Genomic DNA, 18,812 nt, shown 5'->3' with positions numbered 1-18,812 from the left:
GCCGTTATTGAACTTAAGCAAAAAAACAATCGCGACAAGAACTCATTCTTGTTGCGATTGTTTTTTTGTGACCGGTAGTCATCATTTAAGTTACGTCAAGGTACAAGTCGAAACTAGTTGAAAATCAATCCTAAGCCCATGAATACGATAAAGGAGAGACAAATTAAGGTTGCGTTTTTGATTGAGATTGTGAAAGTTTCCCGTTTGACCTGCTTGTGCATGAAGATGCGGGTGTTTTTCCAAACTGGAATGATACTGATTAAAGTCAGGAGGCTGAACTTCGGTAACACGCCCATGATGACCGCAATCACCAGGCAGGCATAGCCCGCGACGTAACTCCAGGCGAAGACTTGAAGCATGACGGGCTTGCCAAGGTAATACAGAATGGTGTGCCGTCCCAGTGCAATATCTTCATCCATATCACAAATATTATTAGCTAACATAATATTTGAAATCGCGAAAATGGCTAATCCTGAGGCAATCAATACGCCTAACGTTGACGACCAGCTAAGTGGGGCGACGTCATAAGTATTAATAAAGACGGCAATCCAGAAAATCATGAAGCCCATCGTAAAGCCAGAGAAGAATTCACCGAACGGACCTTGTGAAATTGGCTTAGGACCGCCAGCATAGAAATATCCGACCGCGTAGGAATAAATCCCCATCCATAGCAGAGGTAAGCCCGTTTGCGTGACGAGCCATAAGCCGATAATCAGCGAGATACCAGCCAATCCAAACGTAATCAGGCGAGCCTGGCCAATTGAAATCTGGTTGACGCCGACCACGTTGGTTTCCTCAAGAAACGCCTGATTATCGTCGTTACGTGGCGCGTGCAGGAAATCTTGGTAGTTATCATTGGCATTAGTTGCCATATGAAAGAGGGACGACGCGATGAAAAATAGCAGTAGATAGCCGAGATGCAGCTGATGATAATTATAAAACGCGTACATACTCCCCAAAACGAACGGTAAAACGCTCGCGATTAAAGATTTTATTTCGACAAATTCAAGAAACACCTTTGGTTTCAATGATTTACACCATCCTTTTGTTTGACAACCTAACCAGTTATTTGTACCTTTAGTATAGATTGTATTTTAGAATGTGACTGGCTGCAAGTGTCGGCGTCTTCACGCCCCGGAGCCATCTCTATAAAAAACGGGGGATTTCATGATGATGCAAACCATTTGGCAACCTAATAGTGCCGTAGCAAATGAACTAAAAGCTTTAAAACCTTACCTGGCAGCAAACGTTAAGATTGATAACGCTGCGATCAATCAGCGCGTCCATCAATTATTAGCGGCGGGTGGAAAATTTTTACGGCCGGGCTTTTTTTATTTGTTCAGTCAATTTGGAACTGAGCATGATTCAGTTCGTTTACAGGCGGGCGCGGCGGCCATGGAGCTATTGCACGTGGCGACCCTGATTCACGATGACGTAATTGATGAATCGCCAGAACGCCGCCATGTCACCACCATTCATCAAGATTATGGGCAACGAAACGCGATTTACGCGGGGGACTTACTGTTTACCTGTTATTTTGATCAAGTCTTGATTGCGGCTAAGTCGGCGGATGATATTCGAATCAACACGGCCGCGATGCGCGCCATTTTGCAGGGGGAGCTCGACCAGATGTCCCATAACTACGACCCCACCACGACTGTAGACGACTACTTGGCAATTGCCAGAGGGAAGACAGCTCGGTTATTTAGCCTCAGTTGTGAACAGGGCGCGCACTTTGCGGCTGCTCCTGAAAACGTTGTCAAACTCGCGCAACAAATTGGTGAACGCTTAGGATTGGCCTATCAAATGCTCGACGATGTCCTCGATTTTGCAGGAGACGAAGCTTTGACCCAAAAACCAGTGCTCAACGACCTCAAAGACGGCGTGTACTCGTTACCGTTGATTTATGCGCTGACCGCTGACCCTAATCTGGCGACGATTTTGCCACAGCCAGGCGATAAAATCAGTAACGAGCACCTGCTAATGATTCGCGACCAGGTGATTGCCCTCGGCGGTGTGACTCAAGCCCAACAACTGGCGACACACTATACCAAAACGGCACTGAATTTAATCGACCAGCTACCCGCCGGCGAGACGCAACAGACCATCCGACGACTGGTGACGGAACTGTTAGTACGTAATCATTAGGACGGGTTTGGCTATAAATATCAGTCCAATGACGTGTGCTAGTTAGTCTTTAGCATTAAAGATGATTAAATCATGTTATTTTCTAAGTTCAAGTGCTACCAGCTGAGACCCGCTGGAAACAGTGCGAGTTACCGTAAACTTTCTGTTGTAGCCGCGTCCTATGTCGGCTTCCAGGCATTTCTGACAACGCTGGAACACGATGGACACAGATTTAAGCCGACAAATCACGTCTTAAATACTGGTCTTCCACTAACCAAGCCAAAAACGCTTGCCAAGTGGAATTTCATCGCTGAGCATTGTCAGAAACACCTTCCAGCCTGGATGGTATTCGAAAGGCGGACATGTGCGGGCCCAACCTTTTGTTGAATTAGTCGTTGGTTCCTTGATACATGGTCATTTTGATATTCAACTGTCAGACTAGTTTCTAATGATAGCTAAGCTTCCTAACCCATGTTTTAATTTTTCAAATCAGCAGTTTCACTGGATTTGTCAAAACTTTCTCTAGTCGTTGGAGATAGCAAAGTCTCGAATTCCAAACGATGGCAATTTAATCAACTCATTTCAAGACTACTGTCCGTTAAATCTTGCGAATAAAATTCAACTGATTTTTTCAGTGATTAAGTGTGATAAAGCATTATTGAGGCCAATTAAAAGTTTGCTTGAAGGACCAGTCACTTAATATTCAGTGGTCAGTTGTACCCAGATAGGTGGCCGTTCATCCGCCATTCGAGTGATTTCCCGACTGGAGGGGCCGGCTGACAATGCTCAGTAGCCAAATTATTCTTAGTCGGAAGTGGGTTGCTTCCGGCTTAGAATAAGACTCGTATTTGAAATTGCGCAGTGAACTTCTGCGTGAGTTCAAATCGATGTCGGCTTACGTTCCAGCAATTGTCAGCCGGTCCCGGAAGTCGGAATCGGACGCGCATCGGCTGACGAACAGTAATCCGAACTAACTGGCATGATTTAATCATGATCCATCACAAGAAAACCAGCAGAATGCGTGTGAATTCAAATTAAAAAACCAGCTCACAAGCACATGATCAGTGAATTCTGACCGCGTCCTTGTGAGCTGGTTTTTAAGCACGAACAACGTTATTTTTCAAAGGGGTAGCGGAAGTCCCATTGGGTGCGGGCGGCGGTCATGATTGCCATGACGTCGGTTGTTTTCGCCAGACTGGTATTCCGTAATTCGCCGGCGACCATTTTCTGCATGTCAGCGATTTCGTAATTCATTGCGTTGGTACTATCGCCGGCAGTAATCGTCTCCGTGTGGCCTTCACTGTCGGTAAAGGTGGCGGTGTCAGCGCGTGGGTAGGTGTCGACGGTGAAGTAGCCGTTTTCGTACGCGACGATGCCACGTTTAGGCATCTTGGCCCGGAACGTCAACGCGACCGTGGCCAATTCGTCGTTGGCGGTTCGTAACGTGATGGTCGAGGATTCGTCGACACCACTGCTGAAACGGTGCATCGTGGTTCCCGTTAAGTAAGGTGTGGCGGTCAAGAATTCTTCGACAAAAGCGAGGGCGTAGACGCCAATATCAAGCAGCGCACCACCCGCAAGGTCCGGATTGAAGAACCGATTCGTCGGGTCAGGTTCTTTGAAGCTCCCAAAACTAGCCTGGACCATTTTCAGATCACCAAGGTGCCGTTCGGCTGCGAAGTCGTGTAACCGTTCATAGAGCGGCATGTGGTAAAGTGTCATGGCTTCGGCCAAGATGAGGTGGTTGCTGGCAGCGACTTCCTTAGCAATTGCGAGTTGGGTGCTCGACATCGTAATCGCTTTTTCACTCAGCACGTGTTTGCCAGCCCGTAATGCCGGTAAAATGGTGTCGATATGGTAGTTGTGTGGCGTTGCCACGTAGACGATATCGACCTGGTCATCGGCAAGCAGATCATCTAAATTCCCATAAGCCTTTGGAATATCATGTTCGGCAGCAAAAGCACTCGCTTTGGCTTGTGAACGTGAGCAGACGGCGTAAATTTCGCCATCGGGTTGATCAAAATATTTAACAAAGCTATGGGCAATGTTACCCAGGCCAACGATGGCCCAACGATAAGTTTTCGACATTGAAAAGTTCCTCCTAGGATTAATCGAATGTGAACACTTACATTTTAGCAAAAAAATAAGAAATTCGCGCTTGATTATCATGTAAAATTAAGCCAAAAGTCGGTAAAATGGGTGTAATTAGTCAGAAGGGAGCATTGGGGATGGCGAAAAAGCGACGACGGCCACGTAAACGAGCGCGTTCACAACTATTCGTGAAAAAGGGCCGTCTTCAATGGCTCAATATTTTAGTCGTGCTTATGGCAATCGTCGGCATGGTCTGGTTCATTCAACACAATTGGACTTCAGCGACCTCGCATTCAACGACCGATACGCTCCCAGCGACGTCACACGCGGCCTTTATCAAGAAGCTCGCGCCGGCTGCGCAACAGCTGGACCAGAAGTATCACGTGCTTGCGAGTATCACGTTGAGTCAAGCAATTCTGGAATCGGATTGGGGCAAGAGCACGAACGCTACGGAAAATAATAACTTGTTTGGCGTCAAATCGGATTCGGGACGGTTGATGACGACCCAGGAGTATTATGATGGTGCCTATCATACGGTCAAACGGCGCTTTGCGGTCTACGACAGTTGGCACGCCTCACTGGTCGACCATGCCAAAAAGTTAGCGTTTGGTACGACTTGGGATTCTCAGCACTACGCCGCGGTCATTAAGGCTACGGATTACAAGGTCGCAGCCAAGGCATTACAGACCGCTGGCTACGCGACCGACCCAAGTTATGCACAAAAATTAATTAATATTATTCAAAAATACGACTTACAACGGTATGATAGAGAGTAAATAAATCAATAAACGGCGTTGTCAAAATTCGTGACTAACATTAGTGGCGAACAATGTGTGGCTTGTTGATTTCACTCTAGGAGGTAACTATGCGAGAACTTGAAGAACGCATTTTGAAGGATGGCCGGGTACTTCCCGGTGAAGTGTTGAAGGTGGATGGCTTTTTGAATCACCAAGTCGATCCAGATTTGATGTTTGCGATGGGAACTGAATTTGCCCACCGTTTTCAAGATGCGGGCGTCACCAAGATTTTGACCGTTGAATCATCCGGTATCGCACCAGCCGTCATGGCTGGTTTAGCGATGCACGTGCCCGTCGTGTTTGCACGGAAACACAAATCCGTCACGCTGATCGATGATTTATACACGGCTGAAGTCTATTCATATACGAAGAAGACGTCCAACCATATCTCGATTGCCAAAAAGTTCTTACAGCCCGGTGAAAAAGTCCTCTTGATCGATGACTTCTTAGCGAATGGTCAAGCCGTTCAAGGCATGTTTGAAATTTGTGACCAAGCGCAAGTGACGATTGCCGGCGTGGGGATCGTCATTGAAAAAGTCTTCCAGACGGGTCACCAGATGATCGTCGACCGCGGTGTGCTGCTGGAATCATTGGCTCAGATTACGTCCTTTGACGGGGACCGCGTTCACTTTGCTTCAGAGGACGTGGATGCGTAAGTTTGAACTCAAAAAGTAGGGGGGACTATGATGCAAATTGACGTTGGGATGCTGGTCCTCATTTTTGTCATCAACTTCGTCTACATTACGTTAAACACGGTGCGTTTTTTGCTGGTGATGCGCGGCTATCGGTACTTCGCGGCCTTCGCCAGTGTCATTGAAATCACGATTTACGTCTTAGGGCTGTCACTAGTGCTTGACCGGTTGCATAATCCAATCAATCTGGTCGTCTACGCGCTCGGCTACGGCGTCGGTGTGTACGTCGGGATGGTGATTGAAGACCACTTGGCCCTGGGTTACACGATGATTTCAGTCATTTTGCCGGACCCGAAGTCAAGTTTGCCTGGCATCCTGCGGGAAAATGGCTTTGGCGTCACGCAGCACGCGGCGTATGGTCTGGAAGGTGAACGGTTGGCGCTAGAGATTTTAGCCCCACGCAAGAATGAACGGCGCCTCTATGATTTGATCAAGGAGGCGGCGCCCAGTGCATTCGTCATCGCTTACGAACCGCGCTATATCTCTGGTGGCTTTTGGCTCAAACGGGTCAAACGACGCAATGCGCGGCGGAAAAAACAGTGATAAACTTGCAACCAGGTGCACCAGCAAGTATGATTGTTACAGGTTAATCAGCGTTAAGTATGAATCAATAATCAAATTATTATTTTAAGCATAGGAAAGTAGGGACTGAAGTGGACAACTCGATTTTAAACCCAGGTGGTACGCTTGGCATCATCGGAAGTAGTACTAATGGTGTTGGATTAGTAATTGCCGCGCGTAATGCTGGCATCAATGTCGGGGTATACGGCGATAACGAAAATACAGAGACCATGGAACTGGCAGATTTTCGCGTTGTCGGAGCCCTCAATGACCAACAACAGTTACAAAACTTTGCGGAACGTTGTGATATGGTGACTTATGAATCGGAAACCATTGACGCGTCCGTCATTAATTTCTTGGCGGCCCATACCCGGGTTCCTCAGGGTGCGGATGCCCTTGAAATCACACAGGACCGCTCTTTGGAACGGGCGTTCTTTAGTCAACTTAACTTGAACGTGGCGCCGTCCGCCACCATCGTCAGCCTGGACGATGTCTATCAATCGATTGGTTCGATTGGCTACCCAAGTATTTTGAAGCCGATTCAAAAGGGGCTTGGTCAGAATCGCCAGCTGGTCATCAAAACGCAGACGGATATCGTTAAGGCTGCCGACTTGCTCGACTGGGGAACTTACCTGTTAGAATCCTTGATTCCCTATGATAAGGAACTCTCAGTCTTTGGCGCTAAGAGCGGTGACACGACCGCCTTTTTCCCAACGGTCGAGAATCGTTATCAAAATCATGAATTAGTCGCTTCAATCGTGCCGGCTCAGATCGATTCAGCCGTTAACGATGAAATGTTGCGGATTACTAAAGAAATCAGTGACAACTTGAACTACACTGGTGTCTTTGAAGTGGCTTTCTTCTTGACGAAGAGCGGCAATTTATATGTCAAACGGATCGTCCCAGCGATGCACCAGGCGGGCTACGTTTTCGAACGGGCCACGAACATCAGTATGGCCGAACAACACTTACGGGCGATTGCTGGCTTACCATTGATGCCGGTCAAGCAACTAATGCCGGTGGTCGCAGCGTACTTCACGCCGGCCCAAGAAAGTGGCATTCGGACACAGTGGCAGATCAAGACTAACTGGTTCTTCAATTTCTATCACCGGACACTGCTACAAGCGCACCGCGCACCAGTTGCTGGTCACGTGCTCGTTGAAGCACCGAGTGTCAAAGAAGCTCTCGAACAGATCGAGGACACCAGTATCTGGCGCTTCGGTCAATCCGCGCCAGCTGAGACTGAAACTGATACCGAAGACGATGCTTAATTGCAGTCATCAATAATCAATAATTTCAAACTAGTTGTCGGCAGTGCCGGCTAACTAGATTATACATAGTCGTTTCAAGATGTAATCTTCTTGAGACGGCTATTTTTGTGACGCATTCAGGTCACGATCGCCAGCTGAGGACCGCTGGGAACAGTGTAAATCTGCAGTGGTGGTGGCGTCCTACCGACTTCCGGGGCCGGCCGACAATTGCTGGAACGCAGCCGAACATCGATTTGAGCTCACGCAGAAAATCACTGCGCAATTTCAAATTCGAGTCTTATTCTAAGTCGGAAGAAAGTCACTTTCGACTACGAATAATTTGGCTACTGAGCATTGTTCGGCGGTCCGGCCAGTTGGAAAAACGTTCGAATGGCAGATGAACGGCCACCAATCCTGGCGCAACTCAGCACTGAATAATTAAGAGACTGGGAACTTCAATCAAACTTTGAAGCAACGTCGAGGACGACTTCAAGCAGCTAAATACTGAGAAAGTTGTTTGAAGACTTATAACTAGTTTCAACGGAAATGGGTATAGTCATAAAGTTGACAAAAAAGAATTACCAAACGATTAGCCTTGAACACATCGTCATCTCAGTCAACTAAAAAAGCTCCGATAACGTTCAGTGATGATGATGGTCTCTAGAATGAAAATATGGGTAAGATAGCATAGAAATTATCAAACGTCAGTCCTACAGTGGAATGGAAAAACAACGGTTTGCTAAGAACCAACGACCAGTCTATCCAAGGTTGAGTCCGCACATGTCTGCCTTTCGAATACCATCCCAGGATGGAAGGTGTTTCTGACAATGCTCAGCGATGAAATTCCACTTAGCAAGCGTTTTTGGCTTGGTTAGTGGAAGACCAGCATTTAAGACGTGGGTTGTCGGCTTAAATCTGTGTCCATCGCGTTCCAGCGTTGTCAGAAATACCTGGAAGCCGGTATAGGACGGCCTAACTAAATAGATTTACGCTAACTTGCCTTACTTTCCAGCGGGCCATAGCTGGCGGTTTTGACTTTCGCAGCTACTACAGTCAAAAACAATTCAATTTGAAAGTTAATAAAAGCTTATGTAAGCACGAGGATGGGGTAAAATTAGGGTGTGTCGGTTGCCAGGGTCGTGAGTGGTATTTTTGTCCGCGATGACGGCTTTAAAGTTCAGCAATCATGCCCAAAATTTGCTATAATGTTTGGTGACTGATTTTTAGAAAGGGTGGCGAACAGCGTGTCGAAAGAAAGCCTATTGGCAGGAATGAATGACAAGCAACAGGAAGCCGTATTAGACACAGAAGGACCGCTACTAATTATGGCCGGTGCTGGCTCGGGGAAGACGCGAGTGCTGACACACCGGGTAGCTTATTTAATTGAAGAACGAGGGGTCAACCCTTGGAACGTCTTAGCGATTACCTTTACCAACAAGGCCGCACGTGAAATGCGTGAACGGGTCGGAAAATTGCTAGGGGAATCGGCACAGGAAGTCTGGGTCTCCACGTTCCATGCATTGTGTGTCCGGATTTTACGTCGTGATATCGAGCAGATCGGTTACAACCGGGCGTTTACGATTGCGGGGACTAGTGAACAACGGACACTGGTCAAACGAATTTTGACGGAACAAAATATTGATTCGAAGAAGTTTGACCCGCGCTCGATTTTGTCCGCGATTTCGAATGCCAAAAACGATTTGCAGACGCCTGAAATGTATAAGGAATCCGCTGCAAGTCCTTTTGAAAGTGTTGTTGCGGATGTTTATTTACAATATCAACGCGAACTGGCTGCGGACCAAGCAGTCGATTTTGATGACTTGATCATGCTGACGATTCGGTTATTTAAACAAAATCCGGAAACGTTGGCTTGGTACCAAAATAAATTCCATTATATTCACGTGGATGAATATCAAGATACGAATAACGCCCAATACACATTGGTCAACTTGTTAGCAGACAAGTATAAGAACCTCTGTGTCGTTGGGGATGCCGACCAATCCATCTATGGTTGGCGGGGCGCCAACATGGAAAATATCCTGGATTTTGAAAAGGATTATCCACAAGCCGACACCGTGATGTTGGAACAAAATTACCGGTCAACGAAGACGATTTTGTCGGCTGCTAACGCGGTCATCAATAACAATTCAACGCGTCGGCCGAAGAAGTTATGGACGGAAAATGAATCGGGCGACAAGATTTCTTACTATCGTGGTCAAAGCGAAAGTGACGAAACGCATTTTGTGATTGCCAAGATTCAGGAGAGCATGCAAGCCGATAATCTTAATTACGGTGATTTTGCCATCCTGTATCGAACCAACGCACAGTCCCGGGTCATGGAAGAATCGCTGGTCAAGGCCAACATTCCTTACACGATGGTCGGGGGCAACAAATTCTACGACCGCAAAGAAATTCGCGATGTTTTGTCCTATTTGACACTTGTCGTCAATGACCAAGATTCAATGAATTTTGAACGGGTCGTTAATGAACCCAAACGTGGTATCGGGCAGACTAGTGTTGAGAAGCTTCGGTTGTTTGCGGATGAAGCGGGCTATTCAATGCTCGAAGCCGCTAGCAACGTTGATATGGCCAACGGTATTTCAGCGCGTGCCAAAGGGGCATTAGCTAAGTTTGCGGCAACGATGAATGAATTACGCGCGATGCGTGAATACTTGTCAGTGACTGATTTGACGCAAGAAATCCTGAACCGGACTGGGTACATGAAGGCCTTGAAGGATGCTAAAGCAACCAAATCACTAGAAGCTCAGGCGCGGATCGAAAACATCGAAGAATTCTTGTCCGTTACCAAACAATTTGATGACAGTTATCAACCTGAAGATGAAGACAGCGATAAGTTTGTTGATTTCTTAGCTGACTTAGCCTTAGTCTCGGATGTCGATAACGTGGAAGAAGAACCGCAAGCTGTGACGTTAATGACGCTGCATGCGGCTAAGGGGCTGGAATTTCCAGTCGTCTTCCTGATTGGTTTGGAAGAGGGCATCTTCCCATTGTCCCGTGCGATGATGGATGAAGATGAATTGGAAGAAGAACGGCGCTTAGCCTACGTTGGGATTACCCGGGCTGAAAAGAAGCTGTATTTGACCAATGCCTACTCACGGATGTTGTATGGTCGGCGGCAAAATAACCCGGCATCACGGTTCGTGGAAGAAATTGAACCGGACTTAATTAAAAATGAAAATACGTTGGATGGCGCCAGCAGCACTGGGCCAAAAGTACCGTTTGGTAACGATCGTGAACGGCGGGCCTTTACACCATCCTACAAGAAGAACCCAGTCGGAACGCGTGCCACGGTCAAAAAGGCCGCTGGAACGGGTGCTGACAAGAATAGTTGGTCAATCGGTGATAAAGTCAAGCATCGCAAGTGGGGCACTGGAACGGTTGTGAAGGTGACTGGCGCTGGCGAGGATGCTGAATTAGACATTGCCTTCAAATCTGAAGGGATCAAGCGTTTATTAGCGGCGTTTGCACCGATTCAAAAAGTACAAGATTAGTTAGGAGGACTAGCTGATGGCAGACGAACCCAACACAATGACCGTCACACAGGCGGCTGAAGAAGCGGCGACTTTACGGCAAACGTTAAATGAATGGCGGCGGCAGTACTATGATGAAGACGCACCCAATGTTGAAGATAGTGTTTATGACCAAAAGTATGAACGCTTAGTCGAACTTGAACAACAATTTCCACAATTGGTCACGCCCGATTCGCCAACGCAATTAGTTGGTGGGACGGTCAAATCTGGTTTTGACAAAGTCACCCATGAGATTCCAATGTTGTCATTAGGCGACGTCTTCTCACAAGCCGAATTGCAGGAATTCGCGGACCGGTTGGAACAAAATGTCGGTCATGCGGTGGATTATAACTGTGAGCTGAAAATCGATGGGCTAGCGCTCTCCTTGCGTTATGAAGACGGGGTGCTCGTTCAAGGGTCTACTCGTGGTAATGGGACGGTCGGTGAAGACATCACGGCCAATATCAAGACGATCAAGTCGATTCCACAACGGTTGACTAAGCCATTGACGATTGACGTTCGGGGCGAATGTTATATGCCGAAAGCGGCGTTTGCAGCGTTGAACGAACGGCGAGAAGCAGCCGGTGAGCCGGTCTTTGCTAATCCGCGGAATGCGGCAGCTGGGACGTTGCGGCAGTTAGATTCACGCGTGGTCGCCGAACGTCAGCTGAGTACTTTCATGTACAACATTGCCGACTACGAACCGCTTAAAGCCCGGACGCAGAGTGATATGTTGACGGAGTTTGCTGACTTAGGGTTTGCGATTAATCCTGACTTTAAGGTCGCCCATTCGATGAGCGAAGTCTTTGACTATATCGATCAGTATCAAAATGAACGACCAGAGTTGGCGTATGGTATTGATGGAATCGTCATCAAAGCCAATCCATTACCACTACAACGGTCATTGGGTGCCACGGTCAAAGTGCCACGGTGGGCGATTGCGTACAAGTTCCCGCCCGATGAACAACCAACGACCCTGTTAGATGTTGAATGGACGGTTGGTCGGACGGGCGTCGTCACGCCAACTGCAGTGATGGAACCCGTTCAGTTGGCGGGGACGACGGTCGCTCGCGCATCTTTGCACAATCCGGATTACGTTGCGGCTAAGGACGTCCGCATCGGCGACACCGTCTTGTTGCACAAGGCTGGCGATATCATTCCTGAAATTTCATCGGTCGATTTAAAACAACGGCCAAAAGACGCGCAACCGCTCGAGATTCCAACGGATTGTCCATCATGTGGCGCGCCACTTGTTCATTTGGAAGATGAAGTGGCGTTACGGTGCATTAATCCAAAGTGTCCGGCGCAAGTCCAAGAAGGGCTCGTCCACTTTGCCTCCCGTAATGCGATGAACATCGATGGCTTAGGGCCACGGATTATTGCCCAATTGTATACCAATCATCTGGTGGCGGATGTCGCTGATTTATATCGATTGACGAAGGACCAACTGTTAACTTTAGATAAAATAAAAGATAAATCTGCTGAAAAGCTCTTGACAGCAATTGACCGTAGCCGTGATAATTCACTTGAACGGTTATTGTTCGGCCTTGGTATTCGGCACGTTGGCGCGAAGGTGGCTCGCCTGATTGCGCAACATTTCGGCACCATTGAAGCGTTGATGGCGGCGAGTCAGGAAGAAATTGCGGCCATTGATTCGATGGGCGACGTGATTGCAAACGCCGTCGTTCAATATTTTGAGAGTGACGAAGTGCATACGTTGATCAGCGAATTGCAAGCCGTTAAGGTGAATACCACGTATCAAGGCCCTAGTGCCACCGTGGCAGAAGATAGTAATAGCTGGTTTGCAGGTAAACGGGTCGTTTTAACGGGTAAGCTGGAAAGCTTCACCCGTCCTGAAGCGACGCAATGGCTGCAGGCCCATGGTGCCACGGTAACGGGGAGCGTCTCGAAAAAGACCGACCTCGTCATTGCAGGTAGCGATGCCGGAAGTAAGTTGCAAAAAGCACAGCAGCTGGACATTACCGTATGGGATGAAGCCCGGTTCAGCGAAACAATGAGGGAGGATACACAAGCGTGAATGTCAAACGCATACGCACGATTGGTCTAGTAGCAATGGCTGCCATTGTTCTAGCCGCCTGCGGTAATTTAAAAAATTCATCATTTGGCTCGAGTAGTAGCAGTACCACGACGACTGGGACGAAAACGACCACGACGACTGGGACGACCGACAGCGAATTTTATCAAGGTGTGATCAAGAATGGTCGGTACCGCACGAGTAAGTCTCGTGGAATCGCCGCATCACAAAATGATAACGTCATGAATTTGAAGAGCTTTGAAAGTGGCCTCTTGGACGTTTCTAAGAAGGTCTTTCCAACTAGCAAGTACGTCTTCCAAGAAGGCCAGTATTTGAGTTCGTCAACGGTCGAAAATTGGTTAGGCCGTAAATCAAGCAGTAATTCTGAAGGCTTGAACCCGAAGAGTAACGGTAAGACTGGGGAGACGACCCGGAATCCGATTTACTTACAACAGCTTGAAGAACAGGACTACATGGTCCAAAATGGGAGTAAGCTGTCCCTTGGTGGGGTCACGATCGGGCTCGGGATGAACTCTGTCGATTACTATACTAAGGTTGAATATGGGGCGACCTATGAGACGAATATTTCAACGACTGAATTAACGGCACAAGGGAAGAAGATGGCTAACACCGTCTTACAACGTTTGCGTCAACGTTCAGCTTTGAAGAGTGTCCCAATCGTATTAGCCCTCTATAAGCAATCATCTAACGATAGCTTAGTGGGCGGTGACATGATTGCCTACGCCGTGTCTAAGAATGGGTCGACATCGATTTCCAATTGGACCTCATTGAACTGGAAGAATTACGTCTTCCCAGCAACCTCAGAGTCTAAGAACTCGGGCGCTAATAGTAACGATGAATCAGACTTTAGTCAATTTAAGTCGCATGTTCAGAACTTCTTCCCGAACTTGTCTGGTGTGACTGCCAATGCCCACTATAAAGACAAGTCGTTGAGTAAGTTAAGTGTCAACATTACCACTAAGTTCTACAGTGAGACTGAAATCATTAGCTTTACGCAGTACTTAGCGACCGCTGCAAAACGGTACTTGCCATCTGGGATTCCAGTGGAAATCACGGTCAAGAGTGCCAATGGCGATATTCAAAGTTTCTTAGCGCGGACTGCGAAGGGCAGCTCGTATTACACCCACGTCTTTAGTGACCAGGGCGACGATTAAATAATTAAGTAGATTTGAGAAAGAAGGAAATCTGATGGCTGAAGAACGGATTAATGCCGAACAAGTCCAACACGTTGCCAGTTTGGCAAAATTGGAATTTACACCAGACCAACTGGCGATGTTTACACCCCAGTTGGAAAAAATTATCGGCATGTTCGAAGAATTGAGCAAGGTTGATACGACTGGCGTACCCGTGACGTCACGGATGAGTGACCATACCAATACGTTACGTGAGGACGTGGCGGTCAAAAGTGATGAAGCACTACGGGAAGCGTTATTGAAGAACGCGCCAGAAACGGCCAATGGCTTGATCAAAGTGCCAGCAATTATTGATGAAAGTGGGGACGGTGAATAATGACTTATTTCGACCAAGATCTGACTAGTTTACATGCTGATTTAGTCGCCAAGAAAATCAGTGCGACCGAACTAGCCAAGGCCACTTTTGCCACCATGAATCAGGTTGACCCCCAATTAGGGGCCTTCTTGAATTTAAATGAAGAACAGGCATTGCAACAAGCCGCAGCCTTAGACCAAAAAGGTATCGATGAAAACAATGTGTTTGCCGGAATTCCGATGGCGGTCAAGGATAACATTGTGACCAAGGGCTTAACGACCACGGCGGCATCTAAGATGTTGGAAAATTTTGTGCCGGTCTATAACGCGACCGTTGTTGACAAGTTATTAGCCAGCAACGCGTTGATCGTTGGTAAGACCAACATGGATGAATTTGCGATGGGTGGTTCGACGGAAACGTCAGCCTTCCACGTGACCCGTAATCCATGGGACATCAGTCGGGTGCCCGGTGGTTCATCGGGTGGTTCAGCCGTTGCAGTTGCTTCTGGACAAGTGCCAGTTGCACTCGGTTCTGATACTGGTGGTTCAATTCGTCAACCATCTTCATTCAACGGTATCGTTGGGATGAAACCAACGTACGGTCGGGTCTCACGTTGGGGTCTGATCGCGTTCGGCTCATCACTCGACCAAATCGGTCCAATGACGCGGACGGTCAAGGATAACGCGGCGGCCTTAAACATGATTGCCGGTAACGATGTTCATGATACGACCTCGTCACAACAAGCCGTACCAGATTTCACCGCTGGTTTGACTGGTGATATCAAGGGTATGAAGATTGGGTTACCTAAGGAATACATGGGCGACGGTATTGATCCGAAGGTCCGCGAAGTCATCGAACAAGCCGTTAAACAATTCGAAGACTTAGGTGCGACCGTTGAAGAAGTCTCATTGCCAAATAGTCGCTATGGTGTGGCTGCATACTACATCATCGCGTCATCAGAAGCCTCATCTAACTTACAACGGTTTGATGGGATTCGTTACGGTTTCCGGGCGGATGACGTCAAGAACTTGGAAGACGTCTATGTTCGTAGCCGTTCTGAAGGCTTCGGTGATGAAGTTAAACGTCGGATCATGCTTGGAACGTTCTCGCTTTCAGCAGGGTACTACGATGCCTACTTCCACAAGGCCGGCCAAGTTCGGACGATGATTATTAATGATTTCAATAAGGTCTTTGAAGATTACGACCTCATCATGGGCCCAGTTGCACCAACGCCAGCGTTCAAGTTAGGCGATGAACTCTCAGACCCAATTACGATGTATATGAACGATGTCTTGACGATTCCGGTCAACTTGGCTGGATTGCCAGGGATGTCAGTGCCAGCTGGGTTTGCAGACGGGTTACCAGTTGGACTGCAATTAATCGGTAAGGCGTTTGATGAAAGTACGCTCTACAAGGCGGGTTATGCCTTTGAACAGGCGACCCAAGTCTACAAGCAAACCCCGAAAGTCGGAGGTGCTAACTAATGAATTTTGTAACCACGATTGGTTTGGAAGTCCACGTTGAATTAAAAACGAATTCCAAAATCTTTAGTCCTTCACCCGTGCAATTTGGGTCCGAACCAAATGCCAACACCAATGTGATCGATTGGGGATATCCTGGGGTACTGCCAACACCGAACAAGGGTGTTGTCGAAGCCGGAATCAAGGCCGCAACTGCCTTACACGCACAGATCGAGCACCATACGTACTTCGACCGCAAAAACTACTTCTATCCAGATAACCCTAAGGCCTACCAAATTACGCAGCATGAAAAGCCAATTGCGCATGATGGTTGGATTGAAATCGAAGTTGATGGCAAGAAGAAAAAAATCGGTATCGAAGAAATGCATATTGAAGAAGATGCAGGGAAGAACACCCACGAAAATGACTATTCCTATGTCGATTTGAACCGGCAAGGGACGCCATTGATCGAAATCGTTTCGAAGCCGGATATTGCGTCACCAGAAGAAGCTTATGCTTACTGTGAAGCATTGCGGCAACGGATTCAATTTACCGGTGTTTCAGATGTTAAGATGGAAGAAGGGTCCATGCGGGTCGACGTTAACATTTCGATTCGGCCAGCAGGTTCGGATAAGTACGGTGTGAAGACCGAAATGAAGAACTTGAACTCCTTCAACTATGTCCGTAAATCGTTGGAATACGAGGAAAAGCGGCAACAACAAGTCTTAATGTCTGGCGGCAAGATTCAACAAGAGACACGTCGGTTTGACGAAACGACTGGCGAAACGATTTTAATGCGGGTCAAGGAAGGTAGCGATGATTACCGTTACTTCCCAGAGCCTGATATTCCAGCCGTCAACATTGACGATGATTGGATTGCAGCGGTCAAAGCCACGATTCCAGAAATGCCTGGTTCACGGCGCGAACGTTACGTCAACGAATTTGGTTTGACGGCTTATGACGCGGGTGTTTTGACGCAGACTAAGGAAATGTCTGACTTCTTTGATGACACGGTCGCACAGGGTGCCGATCCTAAGTTGGCTTCGAACTACTTGCAAGGGGACGTCAACGCCTACTTGAACGAGCACAAGGTCGACTTGTCAGCGACTGAGTTAACGCCAGAACATTTGGCGGGCATGATTAAAATGATTACTGACGAGACGATTTCAAGTAAAATCGCCAAGAAGGTCTTCAAAGCAATTATGGCTGGTTCAGAACCCGTTCAATGGGTCAATGACAAGGGCTTAGTTCAATTGTCAGATCCAGCTAAGTTACAACCAATCGTTGATGACGTATTGGACAACAACCAACAATCAATCGACGACTTTAAGAATGGGAAAGACCGGGCTGTCGGCTTCCTCGTGGGTCAAATCATGAAGAAGACGCGTGGTCAGGCCAACCCGAAAGTGGTCAACCAATTATTAATGACGTCATTAAAAGCACGATAATTGCATCAAAAGGCACGGTAGCGTGTTGGGGTAGGTCGGTTAGGTCTTGGACCTGAATCACGATTCTATGACCAGTAGTTGGCACGACTAAGCACAGAACACTCGACCGTGCGAGCGGAGGAATAGGAAACATGCGTAAACGGGCACGACTTATTTACAACCCGACTTCTGGACGTGAGGCACTCGCCCACGATCTAGTTGAAATTCTTGGTATCTTTGAACAAGCTGGCTATGAGACCAGTGCGTTTGCGACGACGCCAGCCCCTAATTCAGCGGCTGACGAGGCGCGCCGGTGTGCCAAGGATGGGTTCGAACTGATTGTAGCAGCTGGTGGTGATGGGACCATCAATCAAGTAGTAAACGGGCTAGCTGGCTTAAAACGGCGGCCTAAGATGGCCATTATTCCGGCGGGTACGACCAATGATTATGCCCGGGCACTGCGGATTCCGCGAAATGATCCGGTCGCCGCGGCCAAGGTCGTTTTAAAGAACCAGACGGTCAAAATGGACATCGGTCAAGCCGGTGACCAATACTTCATCAACATTGCGGCTGGGGGCATGTTGACGGAATTGACTTACGACGTGCCATCACAATTGAAATCGATTTTCGGTTACGCCGCATACTTGGCCAAAGGGGCTGAGTTATTGCCACGCGTGAAACCGATTGAGATGGATCTGAAATATGATGGTGGCCATTATCAAGGCAAGGCGTCCATGTTCTTCTTAGCGCTGACGAATTCGGTGGGTGGCTTCGAACAGTTGGTGCCGGATGCCTCGCTCGACGACGGTAAGTTTACGATGATTATCGTTAAGACCAGTAATTTGGCCAAAATGCTCCACCTGATGACCTTAGTGCTCAATGGTGGGAAGCACATCAATGATCCAAGCATTATCTATGTCAAGACGAGCAAGGTCGTTGCTAAGCCAGCTGATAAGGACCGGTTGATGATTAACTTAGACGGGGAATACGGTGGTGATGCACCGATGACGTTCCGTAACTTGAAGCAACACATTGAAATGTTTGCCGATACGGACCGCATCCCTGATGAAGCAATCACCGACACTGATCCAGAATTAGAAGATGCAGAACGGCACTTCGTTTCGGCCGTTGACCAGTTGCCAGCCGCAACTGAGGACGACGAAAAAACAGAATAACTTGCTTAAATTACCGTTTACCGATACAATGGTGGACGGTAATTTTTTTAAGAGTGCAACGTTCAGCGGGTTGTGCTCGAGCATTGCCTAGCTAGTTGATTATTGCGGGCCTTGCAATGGTCAACTGGCGTAGCAAGCGGAGTGCACAGCTGAAGGTT

At 47.8% G+C, this 18,812-nt stretch carries 14 protein-coding genes; 12 read left to right on the top strand and 2 right to left on the bottom strand.

What is annotated here, in order from left to right; translation table 11 throughout:
* Positions 1–113: 113 nt before the first annotated feature.
* Complete coding sequence (locus tag MZO40_RS13135; protein WP_050338923.1) at positions 114–1,028, bottom strand: prenyltransferase; 915 nt, start codon at positions 1,026–1,028, stop codon at positions 114–116.
* A 142-nt stretch (positions 1,029–1,170) separates the two neighbouring features.
* Between MZO40_RS13135 and MZO40_RS13130 the strand changes: the two genes are divergently transcribed.
* Positions 1,171–2,148, top strand: a complete 978-nt coding sequence (locus tag MZO40_RS13130; protein WP_050338922.1) for a polyprenyl synthetase family protein — start codon at positions 1,171–1,173, stop codon at positions 2,146–2,148.
* A 1,092-nt stretch (positions 2,149–3,240) separates the two neighbouring features.
* Here MZO40_RS13130 and MZO40_RS13125 read toward each other — a convergent pair.
* Complete coding sequence (locus tag MZO40_RS13125) at positions 3,241–4,215, bottom strand: Gfo/Idh/MocA family protein (RefSeq protein ID WP_003638146.1); 975 nt, start codon at positions 4,213–4,215, stop codon at positions 3,241–3,243.
* 140 nt (positions 4,216–4,355) lie between these two features.
* On the opposite strand from MZO40_RS13125, the gene MZO40_RS13120 reads away from it, so the two are divergent.
* From MZO40_RS13120 to MZO40_RS13070, 11 genes are all read left to right on the top strand, one after another.
* Entirely contained in the window at positions 4,356–4,994 is a 639-nt protein-coding gene (locus tag MZO40_RS13120) for a glycoside hydrolase family 73 protein (protein WP_101873852.1), read from the top strand.
* Between the two features lie 89 nt (positions 4,995–5,083).
* On the top strand, positions 5,084–5,671 hold the full coding sequence (locus MZO40_RS13115) for a xanthine phosphoribosyltransferase (protein WP_105962110.1): 588 nt from the start codon (positions 5,084–5,086) through the stop codon (positions 5,669–5,671).
* Between the two features lie 30 nt (positions 5,672–5,701).
* On the top strand, positions 5,702–6,250 hold the full coding sequence (locus MZO40_RS13110) for a DUF2179 domain-containing protein (RefSeq protein WP_105920516.1): 549 nt from the start codon (positions 5,702–5,704) through the stop codon (positions 6,248–6,250).
* 110 nt (positions 6,251–6,360) lie between these two features.
* The gene (locus MZO40_RS13105) at positions 6,361–7,539 is read left to right on the top strand and encodes an ATP-grasp domain-containing protein (RefSeq protein ID WP_216769221.1); all 1,179 of its coding nucleotides are present in this window, start codon (positions 6,361–6,363) and stop codon (positions 7,537–7,539) included.
* Between the two features lie 1,223 nt (positions 7,540–8,762).
* The gene (gene pcrA, locus MZO40_RS13100; RefSeq protein WP_050338915.1) at positions 8,763–11,030 is read left to right on the top strand and encodes a DNA helicase PcrA; all 2,268 of its coding nucleotides are present in this window, start codon (positions 8,763–8,765) and stop codon (positions 11,028–11,030) included.
* A 16-nt stretch (positions 11,031–11,046) separates the two neighbouring features.
* Positions 11,047–13,086, top strand: a complete 2,040-nt coding sequence (gene ligA / locus MZO40_RS13095; RefSeq protein WP_252133328.1) for an NAD-dependent DNA ligase LigA — start codon at positions 11,047–11,049, stop codon at positions 13,084–13,086.
* A complete protein-coding gene (locus tag MZO40_RS13090) occupies positions 13,083–14,258 on the top strand; it encodes a CamS family sex pheromone protein (RefSeq protein ID WP_082230257.1) in 1,176 nt (391 codons plus the stop codon). Before ligA ends, MZO40_RS13090 begins: the two co-directional genes overlap by 4 nt.
* A gap of 34 nt (positions 14,259–14,292) precedes the next feature.
* Positions 14,293–14,613 (top strand): Asp-tRNA(Asn)/Glu-tRNA(Gln) amidotransferase subunit GatC, encoded by a 321-nt coding sequence (gene gatC / locus MZO40_RS13085; RefSeq protein WP_105921474.1) that lies wholly within the window; start codon positions 14,293–14,295, stop codon positions 14,611–14,613.
* Positions 14,613–16,076: an Asp-tRNA(Asn)/Glu-tRNA(Gln) amidotransferase subunit GatA gene (gatA, locus tag MZO40_RS13080; RefSeq protein ID WP_003638155.1), complete on the top strand. Its 1,464-nt coding sequence runs from the start codon at positions 14,613–14,615 to the stop codon at positions 16,074–16,076. Before gatC ends, gatA begins: the two co-directional genes overlap by 1 nt.
* Complete coding sequence (gatB, locus tag MZO40_RS13075; protein WP_105920513.1) at positions 16,076–17,500, top strand: Asp-tRNA(Asn)/Glu-tRNA(Gln) amidotransferase subunit GatB; 1,425 nt, start codon at positions 16,076–16,078, stop codon at positions 17,498–17,500. The genes gatA and gatB overlap by 1 nt, the downstream gene beginning before the upstream one ends.
* A 131-nt stretch (positions 17,501–17,631) precedes the next feature.
* Positions 17,632–18,654: a diacylglycerol kinase gene (locus tag MZO40_RS13070; RefSeq protein ID WP_003638157.1), complete on the top strand. Its 1,023-nt coding sequence runs from the start codon at positions 17,632–17,634 to the stop codon at positions 18,652–18,654.
* Positions 18,655–18,812: the final 158 nt, after the last annotated feature.

The organism is Lactiplantibacillus sp. B652 (assembly GCF_023806745.1).
Taxonomy (GTDB): Bacteria; Bacillota; Bacilli; order Lactobacillales; family Lactobacillaceae; genus Lactiplantibacillus; species Lactiplantibacillus pentosus.
Note: the sequence above shows the minus strand (reverse complement) of the source record. Positions and strands in the feature narration are given on the sequence as shown.

Coding starts and splice junctions, on each gene's coding strand:
- MZO40_RS13130 (WP_050338922.1), top strand. CDS start 1,171: ATGATGCAAACCATTTGGCAACCTAATAGTGCCGTAGCAAATGAACTA.
- MZO40_RS13125 (WP_003638146.1), bottom strand. CDS start 4,215: ATGTCGAAAACTTATCGTTGGGCCATCGTTGGCCTGGGTAACATTGCC.
- MZO40_RS13120 (WP_101873852.1), top strand. CDS start 4,356: ATGGCGAAAAAGCGACGACGGCCACGTAAACGAGCGCGTTCACAACTA.
- MZO40_RS13115 (WP_105962110.1), top strand. CDS start 5,084: ATGCGAGAACTTGAAGAACGCATTTTGAAGGATGGCCGGGTACTTCCC.
- MZO40_RS13110 (WP_105920516.1), top strand. CDS start 5,702: ATGCAAATTGACGTTGGGATGCTGGTCCTCATTTTTGTCATCAACTTC.
- ligA (WP_252133328.1), top strand. CDS start 11,047: ATGGCAGACGAACCCAACACAATGACCGTCACACAGGCGGCTGAAGAA.
- gatC (WP_105921474.1), top strand. CDS start 14,293: ATGGCTGAAGAACGGATTAATGCCGAACAAGTCCAACACGTTGCCAGT.
- gatA (WP_003638155.1), top strand. CDS start 14,613: ATGACTTATTTCGACCAAGATCTGACTAGTTTACATGCTGATTTAGTC.
- gatB (WP_105920513.1), top strand. CDS start 16,076: ATGAATTTTGTAACCACGATTGGTTTGGAAGTCCACGTTGAATTAAAA.
- MZO40_RS13070 (WP_003638157.1), top strand. CDS start 17,632: ATGCGTAAACGGGCACGACTTATTTACAACCCGACTTCTGGACGTGAG.